Consider the following 19473-nt stretch of genomic DNA (forward strand, 5'->3'; position numbering starts at 1 on the left):
TTATTTTATTTTACAGTTTAAAGGCGACTCTATGTCGCCTTTTTTCTTACCTCATCTCAACCTTAAGCTAAGATTCCTCCAATGCCTCTATTTCTTCCCTCTCACCCTGTTCAGATACAATGATGTATAAAAGAATCAAGACCTGTCCGTGGTTGGATTTCCATAAGTCAACAGCAAAATACAGAAGCTTCATCATAATCGGTGTATAATTTATATACGTTCAATTAACTTGCTTGGTAGTCTAATATAGTTAAACTCCACACCATCTGTCGATTTAACAAAAGCTTCCTCACTTTGCTCAAATGAAGCCGCCACAATACACTGCGCTTCTTTCATTCCAGCCATTGCTTTTAATAACTGGTTTACACTCATTAAACTCATTGAATGCTGAGCTGGCTCATCAAACAACAGCACTCCCAAGTGATTTCCATTATTATTTATCGAGACATTACAAACTGAAATCAGATATGACCAAATTAGTCGAACAAAATCACTCGCTGAAGAATCAGCCTTAATATCAGCGGTTGTATTTATCTCTCTTAATTCTAAACCTCTTAAGTAAGGAACAAGAGTATTTCGGTTAATTTCAATTTCATCAGGTTTAGCACTTCTATATGCGAAATCTGTAGCTAATTGTCTAAATCCAGTTTCAAACTGATCTAACTTGTTTTTATCAGCGAATGAAAACTCATACCGACTCATCTTTTGAATTTTACTTTGACAATCTTTATACTCATCAGCTAATTTTGTGAGTTTATCAAGTTCATTATCAACCGTTTCTTTAACAAAAGTAAGTTCTTCAATTTTATTTTCGGTCAATATTTTTTTTCTAACTTCTGATTCACATGTATTATTGATTGATTTAATATCTCTTTTTAATGAGGCTAAATTTTTCGTTTTTTCACGTATCTCACCATTAATTAGTAATACGTTACCTTTACTCTTCTCAAGATGTTTATACAACCCAGCGATTAGATCTTTAATCATCAATTTCTGATTTTCAAGGTACTTAATATTTTCATCGATAGTCATATTCATCACCGTATTTTCTGGTGATGTCAAAGAGTCATCTAAAGGGTTATGACAAGTCGCACAAACATTTTCAGCTATAGGAAGCCCAAAATCAGCACCAAACTTATTAAGTTTATTTGTCATTTTATTTTTTTCGAGTTCTTCCTCAATATCTTTTAAAGACTCTTGGTATAAATTTATCTTAGATTCATTAATTCTTACATCATCTCCATGAATCTTTTGCATAGTTAAAAGCTCACTAATTCTGGCTTGCACGTCTTCTATTTTATTCGCCAGATCAGGTTGCTCTCTAGTTATGGTTTGTAATGACTTTTCATTTAAATTTTTTAGATAAGCTTGTGCTTCTTCCACTAAAGCAGGTATTGACTTCGTCACATCAATCCCTTGGCAGATTAAAACCATTTGTCGGTTATAATCTAACGCAGGCCTCATGTTTAAGCCTTTAACCATCAAGCGTGCATTAGCTACAGTCAATTTAATATTAGATGCAATTTCAGACCAATCTGAGGTAATCTGATTTCTCCGAGTAAACTGCTCATTAAGTTTTTTCTCATTTGAAAATGTATCTAAACCAAACAAATAGCTAACAGTCTTATTAACAACCCCACTAACACCGTAGTATGGTGTATTAGCAATATAATTTGTCCAGCCTCGTTTTTGCTCTATAAGCAATGCTGCAAATATATATTGTAAATATAATTTTCTGCTATTTCCTTTATTGTCGGTAATAACAGGCAACTCTAAACCTAAGAACTTCTCGAAAGCAGCGAAAAAACCAAACTCTTCATTAGTTGCTGAGTTTGGATCATGAAGATAAACTGGACTAGAGTCAAATGTTACACTTTCACCTTTAGTTAAATAATCACCATGAATAATTTGAACTAGCTTTGAATCTTTATCTCGTGAAGATATGTAACGCTTGAATGTTTTAATTTCTCCTTTCGAGTTTTCCAACTCAATTAAAGTCATTGATTCAACATTTTCAAATTTTCTACCTTCTAACTCAAAATGAGTCCTAAGTGCATAAGGTAAACTAGATGGCCCTTTATTACCAATAATCTCTTCCATACCTATTGAGTATATGAGAGAGTTAACTAAAGTACTTTTACCAGAAGAGTTATCTCCTCGTATAATATTCAGTCCAGTTTTAAATTCATGTTCAAAACCAAACCACTCACCTTCGGAAAATATTTTTACTTTCAATCGTCTAAATTTCACTTTTCCACCTCAATGCAACTTGATCTACCATTTTTTGAGATATTTTTTTCTTCACTGCATTAAAAAAATACTCGTTGGCTCTGAACTGTTCTTTCACATTATACTTACTTAAGAACTCTTCGCCTTTAGACGATATTTTGTAACCTGTACTTATTTTAATCATCAACCCATTGGCAATAGCATGATTAATGGCAAAGTTAACTGTTGGATCCATTCCCCATATATCAAACGTCAGCTGTTTTTCTTCAGCAGATAATATCAATTGCTTTGTTCGTTGCTCACTCTTTAATGCCCAGTTGAATAAATGAAGCCTAATTAAAGATGATTTACCACCTACTGAACACTCTTTTAAAACAAGAAGCAATAAGGATATTTTATACATTGGACGATGGTCTGGAATGACAGGCATCGGTCTTCTTGTAAACGTAATCCCACTCATCTATTCAACCTCCAATGGACAAAGTGCAATCCACTTCGATATCATATGGTCTACAACTTCATCAATATCAGAATTAGAAATCGAATTCTTTACTTTATCTTCAGACACTAGTCTTTGTTTAAGCTGATCTCTAATTTTTTCAATTAATTCAGTATGGGAGCCAAACCATGTACAACACAGTTCTTCTACCTCAGATTCATATTGGTTTATTATACCAGCCATTGCTTGATATATCTCTGGTATGGTAATTTCAATGTTTCTAATCAACTTATCACCAAATATAAATTTCTCTTTGGTAATCTCATTTAGTTTAGCATGCTTTATTTCACTGTAATTGCCATTATTAGTACATCTTACTCTGTTTTTTCGGTAAATATTATTAGAGTAATCGTCATGACTTTCAACCTTTTCAATTGTTTGACAATAAGATTCTGACAGTGATAATTTTTCACCTTTTAAACTTTGAATAGCAACAATATCTTCTAGATAATCGTCAATTGTATGAATTAATACTTTGAAATCTGGAGATATAAACTCTAGGTTTTCCTCTCTAACTTCTTTTTCCTTTTTAAGAAGATGCTTAAGGATCTCATTTTTTTGATAATTGGGCGTTATAAATATCCACTGCCTTATTAAATCATCTTTATTAGTTCCGATTCTATCCAGCAACTCTTTTTTATATTCAGATAGCTTGTTTAGATCTTTTGTGATTTTGTTGACTTGCTTTTGATACAGTTCATTAGCCGAATAGAGTTTACTTGGACAATAACACTGTATAGCAATACCTTCCCCTCTAACATACCCTTCAATTCCCCAATCGCCTGGAGAAGCTACCATCTCTTGGTATGTGGTATATCTTCTTTTGTAGACCTGCTGACAGAGTTCTTCCCAAGAATCCCCGTCAATGTTGCCAATCTTGGTCTCTATCATGCTAATACTCATTAAGACACATATATAGAGACCATCATAACTGTAATGATTAATCTGGTTAATATGAAATAAAGTCGATATAAAGCAAATACTTCCGATTGAGAACATCATCACATAAATACTACCTAGCCCTAAGCTATACAGTTACGAATTGATTGAACGCTACAAAGCAACAATAGCAAATTACTGTATATAAATACAGTAATTTGCCGTTATTAAAATTCCACGAGTATAAATATTGAGATAACTTAAGTTCAGGCCTCTACCGAAATAACCTGAAGAAAACTGCCCTTCAATAATACGGGGCTTTACCCTCCCCTAAGCCACCTCCAACACCTCAGCTTCTTCCCGCTCCACCCTGCCCTGCAGTGCTAACACCGCGGCCGTTCTCTGCCCTACCAGCCATTCAACCAGCTTCTCTAATACTGTTGAGTACCGCTTGAAGCGTGAGTAGGTGATCGGTAGTTTCTGGCAGAAGAGTGCGAAGCGGGTTTCTGTTGTCCACTCTATGCGGCCTTCTTTGCAGCATGGGCACTTGCGGGTGACGCGATGCTTGTTGGTTACCCTCCCCGCCCCATTACACTCGGGGCAGAGTTGGCCGAGTTGTTGGGTGGCTTCTGCCATGGCGGTTAGGCACAGGGCTTCGATGGCTTTGGGTGGGTAGACGCCGCGCCATTTTTGCATGGCTTTGGCGGCTTCTAACCAGGTTAGTTGGTATAGCTCTCTGGCTGAATCCCTGTCGGATAGGCACTCTACAAACAGGATGTGGAAGCCAACCGGTGACTCCTTCCATGAAATGCCTACTACTGCCAGCTGCTCGTCGAGGCTGAGCAAAGCTTTACCGCCAGTTCGGGGGCCGTAGGTGATCCCCTTCATTCCGAATTTACCTAGCAACTTTTCAATTTTCATCTTCTTATGCCGCCTCTTCGAGCGTTGGTACCATGCTGGCTGGAACCAGTCGGTAATAATGAACCAATTTGCTGTTTACTGATTTACACATCCGCTGTTTCACTAAGCCGGTGTTGCTTGGCTTCACTTCCCGCAAGCGAGCGCTGATGGCGGTTTGTGTATCGAAGCAATCAAATTTGCTTTGGATCTGCTGTTCCAAATCCCTGAGTGTGGACCACTCAAGCCCTAGCGCTGAAGAAACTACCCGGTTAAATTGCGTATCAGCACTGAGCGTTAATCGCTTCTGAGTTTTCAGGCCTGCAACAGCCTGGTCGAATTCTTGTTGTGTGTTCATGCGGCAAACTCCACTTTTTCACGAAAGTTGATCGTTAGCTCGTCCGAAATACCACGCTTAAAACGGATCCGCTGCGTCACAGGAAAATACCCCGGCGTAAACAGCACAAACACACTACCGAAGTTGACTCCTGTCTTCTTGGTTTCGCCGTCTGGCTCTACGAAGTTGTAGCGGCCATCGGGCTCATAAACGGCGGCGGCTTTGCCTTCGACATACTGCAGCCACCAACCGGTTAACGGTTCATAGGGCAACAACATCATGCCCGGGTTGCCTTTCTTGGCCTCGGCGACGGCCTTGGTGATGAACTCCGGCTTCTTGTCGAACGGCGGGTTGCACCACCAGTGCGGCGCCCAATCACATTGCAGGGCATCAAAGCCGACAATCTTGCTGTTAGGGTTGAACCGGAAGGTCTCGAGACCATGAAGGCCATAGTTCGACAGCCGATGACGGGAAAACCACTCCGGCGATACAAAGAACTCTGCACACTTTGTGGTTTCCGGCTCGGCGGCAACATCCAGTTCGAAAGGCCTGCCGTAAAGTGCCTGCGCATCCCAAAAACATTCCCACTGCGTACCCCAGCGGTTCTTATCGCTTGCTGCCGTGTTGCTCTTGATTAATATCGGCATCACGCGGCCCTCCCTTTGCGACGGAAACTTTCCCAGTTGAACGTTACCCACTTGCCGTCTTCCATGATGCGGTCGATGGCGGCGCGCCCGAGTGTTTTCACCAAGTCGTCGCTTTCGAGGTTGGTGATGATGCCTGTGGGGCGTTCTTGGGTGTAGCGTTCGTCGATGATGCGGTTAATCATCACCCGTTCGTTGTTGCTGTTGTGCTGAACGCCAAGCTCGTCGATAACCAGCAGTTCGACGCTGCTCAGGTAGCGGATGATTTCTGTTTCGCTGATCTCGGCATCCTTGCGGTAGGAGTCGCGGATCTTCAACATCAGCTCGGCGACGGTGATCACCACGACAGACCGACGCAGCTGCAACAGCCCGTTGGCGATGGCGCAGGCCAGATGGTTTTTGCCAGTGCCCGAGGTTCCCGCGAAGATGAATCCCCCTGCAGATCGACGGTTGATGTAGTCATCCAGCAAGGTGCGAGACTCGGCATAAGCCAAACGCTGGCCTTCGTAGTGGGTGAAGTAGTTGTCGAACTTGCAGCCCTGATGACGCTTCTTGATACCCGAACGGCCAATGGCTTTTGCAGCAAGCACCTGACGATTTTCTTCGTCCAGCTGCCGGCGGTAATCCATCGATTCGCGTTCCCGAATCTCGGCCATTTGCTCAGCGGTATAGGGCTGAATGTGCTTCGGCATCGCAGTTGGCAAGGCCTTGGATAAACGATCCATGATGTTCATTAGTAACCCTCCGGTGGTCCGTAGTTGCCATTGCTGGCACCCATTCGCATGGTGGCTGAGGTTGATTTGCTGCTGCGCTCGTTGGCCCACTTGTTGGCGTTGCGCATGCCGTTTCGCCAGGCAGCAATCCAGTCGGTGTATTTCGATCCCCGGGCTATCATGGCGTCGGCCCATTGGTTCGTTGCCTCGTGAACGTCCAGCGTGAAACCCTGCTGGGCATACCACTGGTTCATTTCAGCTGTCACCGAGAAGCCTGCAGGCAGGAGCGTTTTGGATCGCTTGCGTGTTGGCTTGGCAGATGACTTTCCAGAATCACCCGACTGGGGGACTATAGGGGGATCTTTAATATCTGACGGATCTAATGATGGTTTGGGGTCAGCCTCCGGCCTACCCTTTAACGAATTCTGGCCTAGGTCAGATTTCGCCCTAGGGCAATTTTCGACGGAGGCAGATTCGCTATCATGTAGCTTTCTTACATCGATCCAATACATGTTGGTGTCGTTGGTTATCTCTCCGGAAGCCGTCGTTTTCTTGCGTAATTCCTTCCTGACGAAGCCATCCTTACACAAGTTCGCCAGTTGAGATTTAACCGTACTGAGAGAGATACCGCACTTCTTCGCAATACGATCCAAACTAGGCCAGCAGTACCCTTCGTCGTTCGCAAAGTCAGCCAGACAGAGCATGATTAGCTTGGTGTTTCCCTTGAGGTTGTCGGCATCCCATACCGCCGACATCACTTTCACGCTCATAGTGGCTGGCCTCTGTTGATAATTAGATAAAGACTCATTGCACGAAATCCTTAAGCGGTTTTACCCGCCATCAAGTTCTCTAAATATCCCAGTAGAGGTTTGTGAGAGCCCTCGCTCTCCTGCACTTCTTTGTAAGCGGCTCGGAGTTGGTCTAGCGTGGCGTTCTCGGGCAGCATCAACAGCGTGGTCAGCGCTTCTGATGATTCCTTGGTGAATTGAGCCAGCAGGCGATCACGGCCCGAGGCGGTGTTGTTATCCCCTATCGCTGCCACGGAAAATCCGAGGGGATTGAGGAAGGTATTGAGCGCATCACAGGCACGTTGTTTAGGCATTGCCACCAAAATTGCAGGCAGCAGATCCATGATGTTGGCCTTGGCCTCGGCGGAAACCCGTTCGTTGTAGCGCCAGAAGTTTTGAGAATTGTTGGCATCATCCGCCCCGGGGACTTTGAGAACCGGCTTTTTTGGCGCGTCCGGTTCATGGAGCAGATTCATTTTGTAGTAAAAACTGGCGACTTTATTGGCGATGAATTCCTTTGACACTTCACACCGCCAACTTTCAACAGCGTTACGCATAACGCTTTTAAGACTTAGCATGGTTGTATCCTTACTGTTGGTTTAACTGATTGTTTGTAATCACCTTTAATCAAATGGTTGGCTTATGATTACTAAGCTGCTTTTGTATATAGGCTACTGTCATACTTGAGCTTTCCATTAGTTAGGTGTTCAAGCCTTAGAGCTTGTTTTTCAGGGATGACATCTCCCCATTGGGAAATTGATCCCGATGAAATACCAAGAGCTTCAGCAATGTTGACTCGTTTTTTAAAGTGATTGATCACATCTGACTTACGCATAAACCACCTTTTCTTAGAAAACTAAGATTCTAAACTTAGGAAACTAAGGCGGTCAAGGTTTAGAATACTTAAATTATGGATATTGCAGATCGCATCAAAGAACGCATGAAAGCCTTAGGGCTAAAAGGCGTAGATATTAGCAAGGCTACTGGAGTCTCTAGTGGTGGCGTCAGCCAATGGGTAAATGGCATGACACGTCCGCGAGGAGAAAAGCTTATTGCTCTAGCTAAGGCATTAGAGTGTCAACCTGACTGGCTTCTTTTTGGTGAAGATAAACCAACACAAAAGACAGCGACTTCTAATGTTACATATGGACCAGAAATTAAGGGGTATTATCCGTTAATTAGCTGGGTTCAAGCTGGAGCTTGGAGTACGATTGAAGAAATCAGCATAGCTGAGGCCTCTCGCTTCCCTTGCCCCGTAAAATGCAGTGATGATAGCTTTGTTCTTAAGGTACAAGGCATTAGCATGGAGCCCATTTTCCGTGATGGAGACCTAATCTTCGTTGACCCTCAGGTTGAATGGAGACATGGCTCATACATCGTTGCCCGTTTAGACGACAAAAATGAAGCAACTTTCAAACAGCTGATTATCGAAGGTGGCCAAAAATTCTTAAAGCCAGCTAATCCCAATTGGCCTGAACAAATTATCCCAATCAACGGCAACTGCACCATCGTTGGCGTTGTTGTGTTTTCTGGTAGATCCTTTAACTAAACAATCTACCCTCACACTCCTCCCTCATCCTTTAAAACCGCTTTGTGCGGTTTTTTTACGCTTAAAATTCTTAGAAAACTAAAACAAATTCTTGACAGTTAATCTTAGATAACTAAGATTGATAGCGATTAAACATTAAAGTTTACTAAGGAATGACCATGAAAGAACTCAATGACATCGTCACAACCAAGCTCGCCACCATGATAGACGACGGTTCTATCGAGAAGATGATTGAAGGCCAGCTGGAAAAACTGATGCAATCTACCATCAAATCAGCGATGGAAAGCTACAGTGATTTTGGTAAATCACTCACCCGAACCATCGAAATGTCTATCGGGACTTCACTCAACCAAGTTTCGTTTCCTGAGTACAACCACTTCGTCGCCCAGTTGGTACAAGAAAAATACGGCCAGGCATTGGATCAGCAGGCAGCCCCACTTCTTGAAGAGTTATTGAAAAATGAACTTAGCCCAGTTCCGGAAGAGCTTGATGCTCAAGAAATGTTGGAAGAAGTTAAACGCTGCTGGAAAGAATCAGCGCACGAAGCCCACGCCTATGAAATCGAAATTGACTGGGATGAACACGGTGAAGACACCATCTTCATGACATTAAAACACCCGGAATTTGAGTCCGATAATATCAAAGTCACCTTTTACAACTTCCGAGAAACCGATGGTAATTTCCACATCGGCTATATCAGCGAATCTGACAATCGGATCAGCGGCAGCATTTCCGGAGCCACTCACGCAATGGGCCTAGCCGGATACTTCTACAAACTCTACTGCCGAAAAACCAAGATCTCCGGCCTGCAAAATATCTACGGCGACAACATTGAAGTTTGTGATTATTAAATCCTGATTCACCGAGGCTGAAATAAGGACATAAAAAATGGCTGACTATATTCAGATGCTCATCCCCGAAGGACGTCCGGATGGTGCAACTCATTACAACCCGCGCTATTCACTCTGCTGGGAAAAGAAACATGAAGGTACGAATAAAGTACTTGTATTCGACCATGTCAAAAAGAATTGGGGCTTCCCGATTAACCGCGCAGGCGGATATCCGATTCATAGAAGTTAAAAAAGAAAACCCCGTCCGGTGACCAAACCAAACGGGGCATCTCGTGCAATGAGTCCTCATCGAGGCTCGAATAAAGAATAACGCAGGGCTGACCACCCTGCTCACTTAGAAGGATTTAAGCGGCTATGAAAAGTAATAAGCAAGTCAAACAGATGATAACTGACGTTACTCTGCAAGGACGTAAGGCGATTTGGTTTGGAGAAGAAAGCGAAATATTTGCAGCCAAAAACCTTGAACAGCTAGAAAACGAATTTGGCGAGAAGGAAGAATTTCCAGACGCATACGGCAACGTTGTTTCCGCGGATTGGCGGTTTTGGTGGAAACCTTGTTTGTGTGAGAAGGATTATAAAAACGGTAAATACATTACTCACGGCCAACCAGCCTATAACCGCCAAGGCGAACTGACAGTAGCGTTTGAATACCTGCCATTAATTTGCGGTGTTTATGGAAATACTAATGACGTCGCTCAGGTTTCTTCTTCATACACCTAAAAGAAAACCCCGTCCGGTGACCAAACCAAACGGGGCATCTCGTGCAATGAGTCCTCATCGAGGCTCGAATAAAGAATAACGCAGGGCTGACCAGCCTGCAAGATCAAACCCTGAATACAAACATTCACCTAAAGGAAATCGTGCAATGAGACATCCAGTGAATAACAGCATTGAGGCATTCATCGTAAAGAACATTGATAAAAAACTCCAAGAAGAGGGTTATCCGCCAGAGGAAATAGATCGCGGTATTAATGAGGCTTTACGTTTCTACCGAAATACAGCTTCGTTTGCCAAAGGCAAAGTATTCGATAGCTGTTTAACTAAAGCTCGCCATTTAATTAAGCCCAATAAGAAAGCCGCTTCCCGAAGTAAGAAATCTAAGAAGGCAGCGGCATGAATAAAGAAGAACGAAGGCGAGAAAAAGGAAAACGCCGGGCCCAACGATTACGGGATAGAAGAAAGGAAAGCGGGATAACCACCCTACCCGTTCCTTTGGAATCAATGGAGTCAAAGCGGCTTGATGAGATCTGCACTTTCTTTTCTCAACCAGGAAAAGAATGCGATCAGGCCGAAGCGCTTCAACTAATGATTCACCGAGTTTACGCCGAAATTCCGGCAATCAAAGAAAAGTTGGGCACCTGCAAGTACTGCGGCGAATCACTACCCGAAGGCTGCGCCAAATTAAAGCCCGGCGGTTTATTCAAAGGCGACGCCCGCTGCTGGCACACAACAAATCGGGTAAGGATTTTCGATCCGCAGCTACTACCAAATTCAACGGAGGTTTCATGATGGAATATTTACCAGTAATCATTTACGCCATCGGCTGTGCTGCTTTTTATGTCGGTTATTCGCTTTATACCAGTAACAACCCGAATTAAGGAAATCGTGATGAGTAAGAAACTTAGGATAACGTGGCTAAACTGCACAGTTTGCGACAGTAACAAAATCGAAGTAACAACCGAACTTGGCAATGACGAATGGCTATATGACGGTGACAAAGCAAAGTGCCTCAACTGCTGCGCCACTGGTGAAATTGAAACAGACGGCGTAGATGCCTGGTTCGAAGCCGATGAGGAGCAGCAAAATGTACAATTACACTAACTACCCTACTGTTGATGTCTCTTATAGTGTTAAATCAGACATTAACGTGACACCGTCACAGTTGGATTCTGAAAAGAATCAGGAACTTTCACCCGAGAAATCTCAACCAGTTACAACCTTAGATGAACAGTCATCACCGCAACTGATCAGCCATAAAGAAGTATTGGAGATGTTCCAAATCTCCAGCAAAGCCACCATCTACAAGTGGCGCCAAAACCGTGGCTTTCCAGATCCGGTTACACTCATGCCGCTGCGATGGTTACGCTCTGCGGTTGAAGAGTGGAAAGAAGGTATTGGTGGCTGTGGGCGGTGATGGTGGAAAGCGGCCGGATGGCCGCTTTATTAACGCCAAGCTCACTTGCAAATAATGCGGAGAACATTTTTGTGTAAAATGGAGCTACGCGACATACACAAAAACGAGCGTAGCAATATTTGTCAGGTGCAGCTTTTTGTTAGGTTTTGAACTCGCCATTATGTATTTTTCTATCAATGACATTCCATACCTTCTGATTTAGTTCACTGGAGTGTGAAATCCTATTATTAAAGCTACCTTGCTGTTGCCATTGCCAATTACAGCTATCGTTTATACAGTGTACTAGCTGACCTGAGTAGTCATTTAATTCCAAGCTAGACTTGCAATTAGGGCATCTAGGATGCAGATCTCTAATTGAGTATTTATCATTATGAAAGTTTGGCGAAGACCAACCCCAAGACCAATCAATGCCCAATATGTTGTCACTTCGATACTTCAAAAAACGCGGTTCTTGCTCAGGAATTAACAACCTAATTAATGGAACAATAAAGATAAGCAAAGGTACAGAGACAACAATTAGCCAAAGAGGAATTTGCACCTCATAGACAACCAACTCCAAAACTGTCAGAAGTAACTCATAAATTTCTGGCCATAGACCTAAAAACCATGCTCCAAAGCTGCCGCATACTAACAGTAAGCCAGAAGCAATAACCTTGCTCAAAACAGGATCCTTCCAGGCTTTAAAAACTAATGTCTTCATCTAATACTTGTTTCTCCGAAAACCTAACGCTACTATCAGCTTCTGCGCGTGATACATAGGCCTTCTTATCGCACATAAACACTGAATTCAACGCAAACTAAAATACTACGATATACTAATCTCTATATAACAACTTATTAAGTGAATTATTTAACCCTGATTCTTTCATACCATTGATCAAACTGATCAATAACCCTATTGTGGTAGAAAGTCTTATTAATACTTTTAGGGTTATCAGGGTCTAACCTACGAACCTTACAATAACGCTCTCCCTCAGCCTTCAATGTTCTCATTTGATCATGAAAAATGCTATTTTGCTTAAAGTTTGTATAGCGCGCTTTCAGTATATCTATCAACTCATGGTAGTCATGAGGATAATTTTTGAGCGAATCCTCTTCAGACAACACTATTTCTGGTGCATCTGGATCATTAGTGAGCCGAACTTGTAAAGCTTCTTCGTTAGTTGTTTTTACTAGTTTCGTATGTAACTTCAGTGATATAGCATAATTTGCATCTTTCTCGCTTTCGTGCTCTTTCTCCACAGCTTTTAGGTACTTAAGTAAATTTGTTTTAACTTCGTTATCAACGCTAAAACTAGATACATCAGATAAGTGGAAGAAAGACACTGGCATTAGATAAAAATTGTATCGACTAAAATCGTAGTTGAACCACTCCATTGTTAATGTCATAAAATTTTTAAGAGCGGCTGTACCAATTTCTTGAATTCTAGTGCTCAACTCCAGATCACCGCACATAAAATGAACAGAATCATCTCGAATGTTCATTAGTAGTTTTATATTGTCACCAACGACATTAGGTACGGTACCTTTTGCCAAAAGTCGATTTAATGCGACACCTAATGATATAGTTTTGTGGTTACCACTAGGAGATATTACGACTTTTCCTTTATTTAAGAAATGAATAGAACTTGGATCCTCATTGGAATCTTTTACAAGTTTTGATTTTAGTAATAGCTCCCATGCGTTAGTCATTAGGATTGAGAATGTTTCCTCTCTATGCTGAAAGTTTGGTTTATTATATATTTCTATGGCTGAAACACACGCTGACACAGACTTCTCAAGCATGATTTGATGCAACAGTTTCTCTACTTCATCTTTTTGGCTTTGGTGCTGACGAAAGGTTGTTTGATTAAATGTCATTATTGCTTCAGTAACTTTAAACCCTTCCCCCGAATCTTCGAGTAAAGATGCCCACTTTTTTCGTAGATATGTTTTAACCGTCGAAAGACTCCAACCTGTTTCTTCGGATAATTCATGAAGAGAGAACTTATCGCTCGCTTTATAAGTTTTTAAGAAAAAACCATATGCTTTATCAACTTGTGCCCATTTTTTATCTGACATAATTCCTACCTACTGCCCTGCATATAACACCGCATAAAATTGTGAACAACGCCAGCACCTAACCTAAGCCATTACAAAAACCAACCAAAAACAGAGAATACCAAGCGTTAAGAATCACTCTTAAATGCTTTACTAGCCATTTTTTTGCGAAAAGTTTAATTCAAACCTAGATGGACTGGTTGTGACATCTGTAAACGATACTTCCCAAAGAGACTCATTACGTTCTATGTTACGCATAATTACTTTTTTATCGATCTCAGACATACGGCAGCCAAAGAACACTCTTTTTATAGAGTCTGATGGCAATTTATACAAAAAAATGCTTGATGGGTCTTTCGATAAAGTTGACAGAATTTCGCCTAAGAAAGCCAACTTAAAGGACTGAAAAAACTCTTCATCCGAGACTAAGCAATCTGAAGCATAGTAATATTTTGCCGCTTCAGTACGCAATGCATCATCAAATGACACCATAACCATCCCATTACCAAAATCGTGAGTCACGTAGTTATAATCAAGCTCCAAGACACTATCGATAACTTCTAAGTAGGCTTTTCTTATAATGATGCACTCAGCGGTGATAAGAGGAACAATTACTCTGTGCTCTTTTTCATACATCCATTCATCACTTTTAACTAGAAAGTGCTCTAGAATGTTTTCATACTTACGCTCGTTTGGACGGTTATGATTGTATAAAATCCTCTGAACCACCCCTTCATTTAGCTCCTTGATAATTGGATTTTCACTGGCAAACATCTCATCATCTTCGTTGTTGTCGAAAATAGGATAGCTCTGATATCGACTGAAATTAAGTTTTGAATGGTCAAACTCGATTACAATGCCTTTATGTTCATTTGCATAGTGCGCCCACATCAGTAAATTATTGTATGTTTCGGTGAAAGATATGATTCCATAGTCATCGTAAGACGGCTTATAACCGTTACCTATATTCACCTCTACGTTTGAGAGTGACTCTAAAACATTTTCGCTAGATGGGCGTAACTCAAAAGGGTCATTTAATGAATACCTCTGACTGGCACGAATCAAGAGATTGTCAAAAATCTGCGGATGCGGTGAAGCGTATTTATATAAACTCTTTAGCAACAGACTTTCTCCTAACTACTGTATATGGCTTACGCCTCATTAAGGTGAGAGCAACGCTGCCACCTAACCTAAATCATTGAACTGTAACACAAAATTTAACGATGGAATGAAGAATACCAAGCGTTGGGAATCACTCTTAAATGCTTTGTTAATAACCACCTCAAAATTCCCACCAGACTTTTTTGTGCTCTATCGACAACTGCCTTAAGTTATCGATGATATTAGTTAAACAGCTATCCATTAGTTTGAAGTCAATATCTGGAAGCTTATTTACATTGTGTGATGCAAGGAAGCTTATAGGTTGGTGTGAAATATTATGGACAATTTCACATCTAACCTTTGAGTATGCTAGTGACGCAATAGATGCTTTGCGAATATGCTTTTTTACCCATTTCCTTTGTTCCGAATTAAGATAGAGCTTTTCAATGTGTGCTCGAACAAAGTCTGGTTCTCGAACTGAGTCCCCTATTTCATTTAACTCGACTACGTACTCATCGTAGTTTTTGTCAAAAATTTCAGGTAAGTAACCCAACAATGCGATAGGGTGAATCTTGTCCCAAAAATCATAGCCACTGAAATTTACCAATGTGTCCGTAAAAGCTGCCGTCTTAGAGTATCTTCCACCTCTTTTGCCTTGATTTGCTAGCTCATACCTTTTACTACCAATGGCTTCAATGTAGCAACAACAAAGCGCCAACGCTTCTTCTTCTGAAATCTTGGATATCTCTCTGATTTTTTCTAGTTTGAGTTCTAAGTGCTTCAAATACACTTCATGAGAAATGACTTTTTCTGCTGTATTCATTTTACCTCCAAGATTGCTAACGCCTAACATAAGTTGCGCCCCACTAAACCGACCAAGCACAGCGAACTCCATACCAAAAATACCGAATAAAAAGCGTCAACTTGAAATTTTTGTTAAGGCTGCTCTGACAACGAATATAACCTTTCAACTAACGTGCTTACATATAGCTCAACCCCTGAAAGGAGACGTCTGTATGCAATATCTAAGTCCTTCAATTCGTCACCTTCAATCCAAGATGGGTATTTAGAAGAAAGCTCATTGGAAACCAAACCACCGTGTTTAATTGCATTGTTCAATAATCTAAGTTCATTGAATGAGCTGTAACCATCTATAGTTTCAAGCTCAAAAGGCAAAATACTGCGAACATTATTTATATAAGAGAGATTCTTCGATTTTGGATTTGGAACTTTTGACTCTATTATCTTTTTTGTTTTTATTTCTACTTTTTTATAAAGAGCAAGAATACTTAGTTCATCACCTAAAATCTTCGCTGATTGCGTAGAAATCATTACATCTGTTAAATGGTCTTTATACGCATCTAAATCTCTAGGATCTGCCATATCATCTTCGGATACAGTCCCATATTCCTCTTCTAATTTGCTAATCTTTCGATTTACAGCTTTCGTAAGATGGAGTTGAAACTCTTCAATATCTTCAATATCCAAGCGTTTATCGAAATTTTTTATCATCTGACTCCAAGAAACCATTCTAATACTCCATGTATTTTAAAATCCCCAACATTATACTCTGCGAATACTGTTTATATATCTTCCTAATACCCGCGATTTCCGAAGAAAGCTAACGTTGAGCATCCACATATCTCAGCACCCTGTGAGTATTACCACACATATATCCATATCAACTAGATTTGTATGAAACCATATGAAAACCAAGGTGTAAACATGTTATCCGTCATTAGCATCCAGAAATGCTGTCAACTTATCAGCATACAACTCATACGCCTCTAGCTGGCCGTCTAACCAATCATGCTTGTTATACACGGCCAGTACGCCACCCAGCTCGTGGCCTAGCATCTTCTCTACTACGTGTGGCATTACGCCCAGTTCAGAGGCACCTGTAGACAGTGAGCGCCTGAAGTCATGGGTTCGCCAGTGCTCTAGTGGCAGGTTCTCGCGTATACGGCGTATATAACGGTTTGCAGCAGCAATACTGATTGGGGTATTGAGATCTTGCCCTGGAAATAACACGTCGTCGTAGGTCGCCATAACACGCTCTAAGATGGCTCGGACTTTGGTAGGGATTGGGCGCCGGATTGGCTTGTTGGTTTTGCTGAGCTCTTTGGGCACGGTCCAAATGCCCGCTTTCATGTCGAAGTGGGAACGACGGGCAAGGCGCAGCTCTGATAGCCGGTTGCCCCATAGCATGGTGAGTTGGTGAAGGGTTTTGTTGGAAGTGCTGGCTCGGCTGCGTTCTATCGCTAACCAGATTTGGGCTAATTCAGACCAGGTAGGAACGCGGCTACCGTTTTCTGGCCGCATACCGACGTTCTGTTTTTTAATTCGGTCCAGGTCAGTTCTTTCAATGATGAATTTGCTTTTGCAGAAGTTAAGGCAGGCGCGGAGCGTGGTGAAGATGGAGTTGGCTGTTTTGGGCTTTTCAGCACTGATTGAGTCTAGCCACTGCATCCATTCTCGAGCGGGTATAGTTTCGACGTTTCTGTCGGGGAAGGTGCCAAGGAAGTAGTTGTTGGCGAAGGATCGGTAAAGTGCTTGTGTCCCCTTCTTTAAAGTTGGGACAAAGTGTTTCAGCCAGTAGTTCACGCAGTCATCTAAAGTGACGAAATCTTGCTCACCACTACCACCAACCCCATTCGCAATCTCGGGATTTCGGCCTGATTCCCTCAATTCCATCATGATTTTATGTTTCCGCCTTGCCTCTTTCAGGCTAGTTGCGGGATACTTACCGATATTAATTCTCAGTTGTTTACCATTGAATCGGCAGCGATATTGGAAGGTGATGATTGCGAGAGGTGAGATACGAGCAATCAGGCCATCCCCGTCGCTAAGTTGGGATGGACCGTCATAGGTTTCGAGCTTGCTAATGGCTCTTAATCTTCTATCTATCAGGGACATAAGCTTCCTTAATTTGGACACAGCGAGAATTTTTTTGGACACAGATTTGGACACAAATGCAAATCCCAAACCTAACTGTGCAAGAATTAACTACTGTATAGATGTACAGTATAGCATTGAAAAGCCATTGTTAGAACAAGCACTTAATACGAATGCAATGGTTTCTGGAAAACACTATGAACAATACAAATGAGCCAACTTTGTTTTGGCTAGATTATGAAACTTTTGGCGCTACCCCTTCGACTGATCGTCCGTGTCAGTTTGCGGGTGTGCGTACCGATATGGATCTCAACATTATCGGCGAGCCGCTGGTTATCTATTGTAAACCGCCAGTGGACTACCTGCCTTCACCTGAAGCGTGTCTGATCACTGGGATCACACCTCAGGAAGCGCATGAGAAGGGCTTGTCGGAGCCGGAGTTTATTGCCCGTATTCACGCTGAGCTTTCCAAGCCGAATACCTGTGTGATTGGGTATAACAACGTTCGCTTCGATGACGAGGTTACCCGTTATACCCTTTACCGTAACTTCTACGACCCCTATGCCTGGGCGTGGCAGAACGGCAACTCGCGCTGGGATCTGCTCGATATTATGCGTACCTGTTACGCATTGCGCCCAGAAGGGGTAAATTGGCATGACAATGAAGATGGCCTGCCGAGCTTTAAGCTTGAGCACTTATCCGTTGCCAACGGTATCGAACACGCCAATGCCCACGATGCGATGGCGGATGTCTACGCGACAATTGAGCTGGCGAAGATCTTAAAGCAAAACCAGCCTAAACTGTTTAACTACCTGTTCAGCCTGCGTCACAAGCGCAAGCTGCAGGAGCTGGTTGATATTGTTGAAATGACGCCGCTGGTGCATGTCTCCGGTATGTTTGGTGTCGAGTGCGGCAATACCAGCTGGATTGTGCCAATGGCCTGGCATCCGGATAACAAGAATGCCGTGATCACGGTTAACCTTGCGATGGATCCTACCCCGCTTATCGAGCTTGATGCCGATACATTGCGTGAAAGGCTGTACACCAAACGTGTTGATCTTGGCCCTGATGAGTTGCCGGTTCCGCTTAAGCTGGTGCATCTAAACAAGTGCCCGGTTCTGGCGCCTGCCAAAACGCTCAAGGCCGAGGATGCAGAGCGGATCGGAATCGATCGCCAGAAGTGTCTGGAGAACTTGCAGCTGTTGAAATCACACCCAGAAATTCGTGAGAAGCTGCTGGCTATCTACAGCGTTGAACGTGAGTATGAAGCCAACACCAATGTCGATGCCATGCTGTACGATGGCTTCTTCTCCAATGCTGATCGCTCAACGATCGACATTATCCGCGAGACTGCGCCGGAAGAGCTGGCGAACCTCGAGCTGAATGTCGACGACAAACGCATCAAACCATTGCTGTTCCGTTATCGTGCCAGAAACTTCCCGATGACGCTGGACTTCAAAGAGCAACAGCAATGGAAACACCATTGTCAGGATTACTTTGAATCCAATCTGCCTGCCTATATGGAAAACCTCGAGGCAACTGCTATGACTCACCAGGCGGATGAAGCCAAAATAGCGATACTCAAAGCAGTGTATGAGTATGTAGACAGCCTGGTATAGCAATACAGTGATGATGTAAGCCGTTTCACTTTGCTGTTTAGCTGGCTAACACACCGTAATACCATACTATTTTATCTAAGCCCTCCGGCCTGCAAAGCCGGAGGGCTTTTTATTAAGACATTATCCCATTTTCGAGATTTGAACTTAGTGCGATTGCCATCAACACTTATAACGAAGGTATCTGAACGAAAGTCAGATTTTACTCATTCAGCCTTGCAGTCTGAGTCCAAGTTTTTTTGATCAGACGAAATCGCCATTAAACACACCTGCGCTGCAGTGGAGATTACGTCGCAAGTAT

Annotated in this window: 25 protein-coding genes; 9 read left to right on the forward strand and 16 right to left on the reverse strand. The window is 42.4% G+C overall.

What is annotated here, in order from left to right; all coding sequences use genetic code 11:
- Positions 1-210: 210 nt before the first annotated feature.
- The 10 genes from EIZ48_RS19335 to EIZ48_RS19380 form a co-directional block, all read right to left on the reverse strand.
- Positions 211-2250, reverse strand: coding sequence for an AAA family ATPase (locus tag EIZ48_RS19335; protein WP_160654935.1), 2040 nt, complete (start codon positions 2248-2250; stop codon positions 211-213).
- Entirely contained in the window at positions 2240-2689 is a 450-nt protein-coding gene (locus EIZ48_RS19340; RefSeq protein ID WP_160654938.1) for a hypothetical protein, read from the reverse strand. The genes EIZ48_RS19335 and EIZ48_RS19340 overlap by 11 nt, the downstream gene beginning before the upstream one ends.
- Positions 2690-3619 carry a hypothetical protein gene (locus EIZ48_RS19345; protein WP_160654941.1) on the reverse strand — a complete coding sequence of 310 codons (930 nt, stop codon included), beginning with the start codon at positions 3617-3619 and terminating at the stop codon, positions 2690-2692.
- 318 nt (positions 3620-3937) lie between these two features.
- The gene (locus EIZ48_RS19350; protein WP_160654943.1) at positions 3938-4528 is read right to left on the reverse strand and encodes a hypothetical protein; all 591 of its coding nucleotides are present in this window, start codon (positions 4526-4528) and stop codon (positions 3938-3940) included.
- A gap of 4 nt (positions 4529-4532) precedes the next feature.
- Positions 4533-4862, reverse strand: a complete 330-nt coding sequence (locus EIZ48_RS19355) for a hypothetical protein (RefSeq protein ID WP_160654946.1) — start codon at positions 4860-4862, stop codon at positions 4533-4535.
- A complete protein-coding gene (locus EIZ48_RS19360; protein WP_160655099.1) occupies positions 4859-5488 on the reverse strand; it encodes a DNA N-6-adenine-methyltransferase in 630 nt (209 codons plus the stop codon). Before EIZ48_RS19360 ends, EIZ48_RS19355 begins: the two co-directional genes overlap by 4 nt.
- Positions 5488-6219 carry an ATP-binding protein gene (locus EIZ48_RS19365; RefSeq protein WP_160654950.1) on the reverse strand — a complete coding sequence of 244 codons (732 nt, stop codon included), beginning with the start codon at positions 6217-6219 and terminating at the stop codon, positions 5488-5490. The genes EIZ48_RS19360 and EIZ48_RS19365 overlap by 1 nt, the downstream gene beginning before the upstream one ends.
- Entirely contained in the window at positions 6219-6968 is a 750-nt protein-coding gene (locus EIZ48_RS19370; protein WP_160654954.1) for a helix-turn-helix domain-containing protein, read from the reverse strand. Before EIZ48_RS19370 ends, EIZ48_RS19365 begins: the two co-directional genes overlap by 1 nt.
- Positions 6969-7018: 50 nt before the next feature.
- Positions 7019-7564, reverse strand: coding sequence for a toxin YdaT family protein (locus EIZ48_RS19375; RefSeq protein ID WP_160654957.1), 546 nt, complete (start codon positions 7562-7564; stop codon positions 7019-7021).
- A 71-nt stretch (positions 7565-7635) separates the two neighbouring features.
- A complete protein-coding gene (locus EIZ48_RS19380) occupies positions 7636-7821 on the reverse strand; it encodes a Cro/CI family transcriptional regulator (RefSeq protein WP_160654960.1) in 186 nt (61 codons plus the stop codon).
- Positions 7822-7896: 75 nt separating this feature from the next.
- Between EIZ48_RS19380 and EIZ48_RS19385 the strand changes: the two genes are divergently transcribed.
- The 8 genes from EIZ48_RS19385 (at position 7897) to EIZ48_RS19420 (ending at position 11520) form a co-directional block, all read left to right on the forward strand.
- Positions 7897-8535 (forward strand): LexA family protein, encoded by a 639-nt coding sequence (locus EIZ48_RS19385; protein WP_160654963.1) that lies wholly within the window; start codon positions 7897-7899, stop codon positions 8533-8535.
- 158 nt (positions 8536-8693) lie between these two features.
- Positions 8694-9386, forward strand: coding sequence for a hypothetical protein (locus EIZ48_RS19390; protein WP_160654966.1), 693 nt, complete (start codon positions 8694-8696; stop codon positions 9384-9386).
- 37 nt (positions 9387-9423) lie between these two features.
- Positions 9424-9615 carry a hypothetical protein gene (locus EIZ48_RS19395; RefSeq protein ID WP_160654969.1) on the forward strand — a complete coding sequence of 64 codons (192 nt, stop codon included), beginning with the start codon at positions 9424-9426 and terminating at the stop codon, positions 9613-9615.
- A gap of 125 nt (positions 9616-9740) precedes the next feature.
- Positions 9741-10106, forward strand: coding sequence for a hypothetical protein (locus tag EIZ48_RS19400; RefSeq protein ID WP_160654972.1), 366 nt, complete (start codon positions 9741-9743; stop codon positions 10104-10106).
- Positions 10107-10251: 145 nt separating this feature from the next.
- On the forward strand, positions 10252-10503 hold the full coding sequence (locus tag EIZ48_RS19405) for a hypothetical protein (protein WP_160654974.1): 252 nt from the start codon (positions 10252-10254) through the stop codon (positions 10501-10503).
- Complete coding sequence (locus EIZ48_RS19410) at positions 10500-10895, forward strand: hypothetical protein (RefSeq protein WP_160654977.1); 396 nt, start codon at positions 10500-10502, stop codon at positions 10893-10895. The genes EIZ48_RS19405 and EIZ48_RS19410 overlap by 4 nt, the downstream gene beginning before the upstream one ends.
- A gap of 99 nt (positions 10896-10994) precedes the next feature.
- Entirely contained in the window at positions 10995-11207 is a 213-nt protein-coding gene (locus EIZ48_RS19415; RefSeq protein ID WP_160654980.1) for a hypothetical protein, read from the forward strand.
- A complete protein-coding gene (locus EIZ48_RS19420; protein ID WP_160654983.1) occupies positions 11191-11520 on the forward strand; it encodes a helix-turn-helix transcriptional regulator in 330 nt (109 codons plus the stop codon). The genes EIZ48_RS19415 and EIZ48_RS19420 overlap by 17 nt, the downstream gene beginning before the upstream one ends.
- Positions 11521-11659: 139 nt before the next feature.
- Here the strand turns inward: EIZ48_RS19420 and EIZ48_RS19425 are convergent, their stop codons facing one another.
- From EIZ48_RS19425 to EIZ48_RS19450, 6 genes are all read right to left on the reverse strand, one after another.
- On the reverse strand, positions 11660-12220 hold the full coding sequence (locus tag EIZ48_RS19425) for a hypothetical protein (protein ID WP_160654986.1): 561 nt from the start codon (positions 12218-12220) through the stop codon (positions 11660-11662).
- 146 nt (positions 12221-12366) lie between these two features.
- Positions 12367-13581 carry a DUF3644 domain-containing protein gene (locus tag EIZ48_RS19430; RefSeq protein WP_160654989.1) on the reverse strand — a complete coding sequence of 405 codons (1215 nt, stop codon included), beginning with the start codon at positions 13579-13581 and terminating at the stop codon, positions 12367-12369.
- A gap of 132 nt (positions 13582-13713) precedes the next feature.
- A complete protein-coding gene (locus EIZ48_RS19435; RefSeq protein ID WP_160654992.1) occupies positions 13714-14682 on the reverse strand; it encodes a DUF2971 domain-containing protein in 969 nt (322 codons plus the stop codon).
- 160 nt (positions 14683-14842) lie between these two features.
- A complete protein-coding gene (locus EIZ48_RS19440; protein ID WP_160654995.1) occupies positions 14843-15484 on the reverse strand; it encodes a hypothetical protein in 642 nt (213 codons plus the stop codon).
- A gap of 113 nt (positions 15485-15597) precedes the next feature.
- Complete coding sequence (locus tag EIZ48_RS19445) at positions 15598-16191, reverse strand: hypothetical protein (protein WP_160654998.1); 594 nt, start codon at positions 16189-16191, stop codon at positions 15598-15600.
- A gap of 198 nt (positions 16192-16389) precedes the next feature.
- Positions 16390-17577 carry a tyrosine-type recombinase/integrase gene (locus EIZ48_RS19450; RefSeq protein WP_160655001.1) on the reverse strand — a complete coding sequence of 396 codons (1188 nt, stop codon included), beginning with the start codon at positions 17575-17577 and terminating at the stop codon, positions 16390-16392.
- 176 nt (positions 17578-17753) lie between these two features.
- Between EIZ48_RS19450 and sbcB the strand changes: the two genes are divergently transcribed.
- Positions 17754-19175, forward strand: coding sequence for an exodeoxyribonuclease I (gene sbcB / locus EIZ48_RS19455; protein ID WP_160655004.1), 1422 nt, complete (start codon positions 17754-17756; stop codon positions 19173-19175).
- Positions 19176-19473 lie beyond the last annotated feature (298 nt).

The sequence above is a fragment of the Photobacterium alginatilyticum genome (assembly GCF_009910675.1).
GTDB classification, from domain to species: domain Bacteria; phylum Pseudomonadota; class Gammaproteobacteria; order Enterobacterales; family Vibrionaceae; genus Photobacterium; species Photobacterium alginatilyticum.

What these genes read in the sequence shown, in the direction of transcription:
- EIZ48_RS19340 (WP_160654938.1), bottom strand. Translation starts at nt 2,689, where the DNA reads ATGAGTGGGATTACGTTTACAAGAAGACCGATGCCTGTCATTCCAGAC.
- EIZ48_RS19345 (WP_160654941.1), bottom strand. Translation starts at nt 3,619, where the DNA reads ATGATAGAGACCAAGATTGGCAACATTGACGGGGATTCTTGGGAAGAA.
- EIZ48_RS19350 (WP_160654943.1), bottom strand. Translation starts at nt 4,528, where the DNA reads ATGAAAATTGAAAAGTTGCTAGGTAAATTCGGAATGAAGGGGATCACC.
- EIZ48_RS19355 (WP_160654946.1), bottom strand. Translation starts at nt 4,862, where the DNA reads ATGAACACACAACAAGAATTCGACCAGGCTGTTGCAGGCCTGAAAACT.
- EIZ48_RS19360 (WP_160655099.1), bottom strand. Translation starts at nt 5,488, where the DNA reads ATGCCGATATTAATCAAGAGCAACACGGCAGCAAGCGATAAGAACCGC.
- EIZ48_RS19365 (WP_160654950.1), bottom strand. Translation starts at nt 6,219, where the DNA reads ATGAACATCATGGATCGTTTATCCAAGGCCTTGCCAACTGCGATGCCG.
- EIZ48_RS19370 (WP_160654954.1), bottom strand. Translation starts at nt 6,968, where the DNA reads ATGAGCGTGAAAGTGATGTCGGCGGTATGGGATGCCGACAACCTCAAG.
- EIZ48_RS19375 (WP_160654957.1), bottom strand. Translation starts at nt 7,564, where the DNA reads ATGCTAAGTCTTAAAAGCGTTATGCGTAACGCTGTTGAAAGTTGGCGG.
- EIZ48_RS19380 (WP_160654960.1), bottom strand. Translation starts at nt 7,821, where the DNA reads ATGCGTAAGTCAGATGTGATCAATCACTTTAAAAAACGAGTCAACATT.
- EIZ48_RS19385 (WP_160654963.1), top strand. Translation starts at nt 7,897, where the DNA reads ATGGATATTGCAGATCGCATCAAAGAACGCATGAAAGCCTTAGGGCTA.
- EIZ48_RS19390 (WP_160654966.1), top strand. Translation starts at nt 8,694, where the DNA reads ATGAAAGAACTCAATGACATCGTCACAACCAAGCTCGCCACCATGATA.
- EIZ48_RS19395 (WP_160654969.1), top strand. Translation starts at nt 9,424, where the DNA reads ATGGCTGACTATATTCAGATGCTCATCCCCGAAGGACGTCCGGATGGT.
- EIZ48_RS19400 (WP_160654972.1), top strand. Translation starts at nt 9,741, where the DNA reads ATGAAAAGTAATAAGCAAGTCAAACAGATGATAACTGACGTTACTCTG.
- EIZ48_RS19405 (WP_160654974.1), top strand. Translation starts at nt 10,252, where the DNA reads ATGAGACATCCAGTGAATAACAGCATTGAGGCATTCATCGTAAAGAAC.
- EIZ48_RS19410 (WP_160654977.1), top strand. Translation starts at nt 10,500, where the DNA reads ATGAATAAAGAAGAACGAAGGCGAGAAAAAGGAAAACGCCGGGCCCAA.
- EIZ48_RS19415 (WP_160654980.1), top strand. Translation starts at nt 10,995, where the DNA reads ATGAGTAAGAAACTTAGGATAACGTGGCTAAACTGCACAGTTTGCGAC.
- EIZ48_RS19420 (WP_160654983.1), top strand. Translation starts at nt 11,191, where the DNA reads ATGTACAATTACACTAACTACCCTACTGTTGATGTCTCTTATAGTGTT.
- EIZ48_RS19425 (WP_160654986.1), bottom strand. Translation starts at nt 12,220, where the DNA reads ATGAAGACATTAGTTTTTAAAGCCTGGAAGGATCCTGTTTTGAGCAAG.
- EIZ48_RS19430 (WP_160654989.1), bottom strand. Translation starts at nt 13,581, where the DNA reads ATGTCAGATAAAAAATGGGCACAAGTTGATAAAGCATATGGTTTTTTC.
- EIZ48_RS19440 (WP_160654995.1), bottom strand. Translation starts at nt 15,484, where the DNA reads ATGAATACAGCAGAAAAAGTCATTTCTCATGAAGTGTATTTGAAGCAC.
- EIZ48_RS19445 (WP_160654998.1), bottom strand. Translation starts at nt 16,191, where the DNA reads ATGGTTTCTTGGAGTCAGATGATAAAAAATTTCGATAAACGCTTGGAT.
- EIZ48_RS19450 (WP_160655001.1), bottom strand. Translation starts at nt 17,577, where the DNA reads ATGTCCCTGATAGATAGAAGATTAAGAGCCATTAGCAAGCTCGAAACC.
- sbcB (WP_160655004.1), top strand. Translation starts at nt 17,754, where the DNA reads ATGAACAATACAAATGAGCCAACTTTGTTTTGGCTAGATTATGAAACT.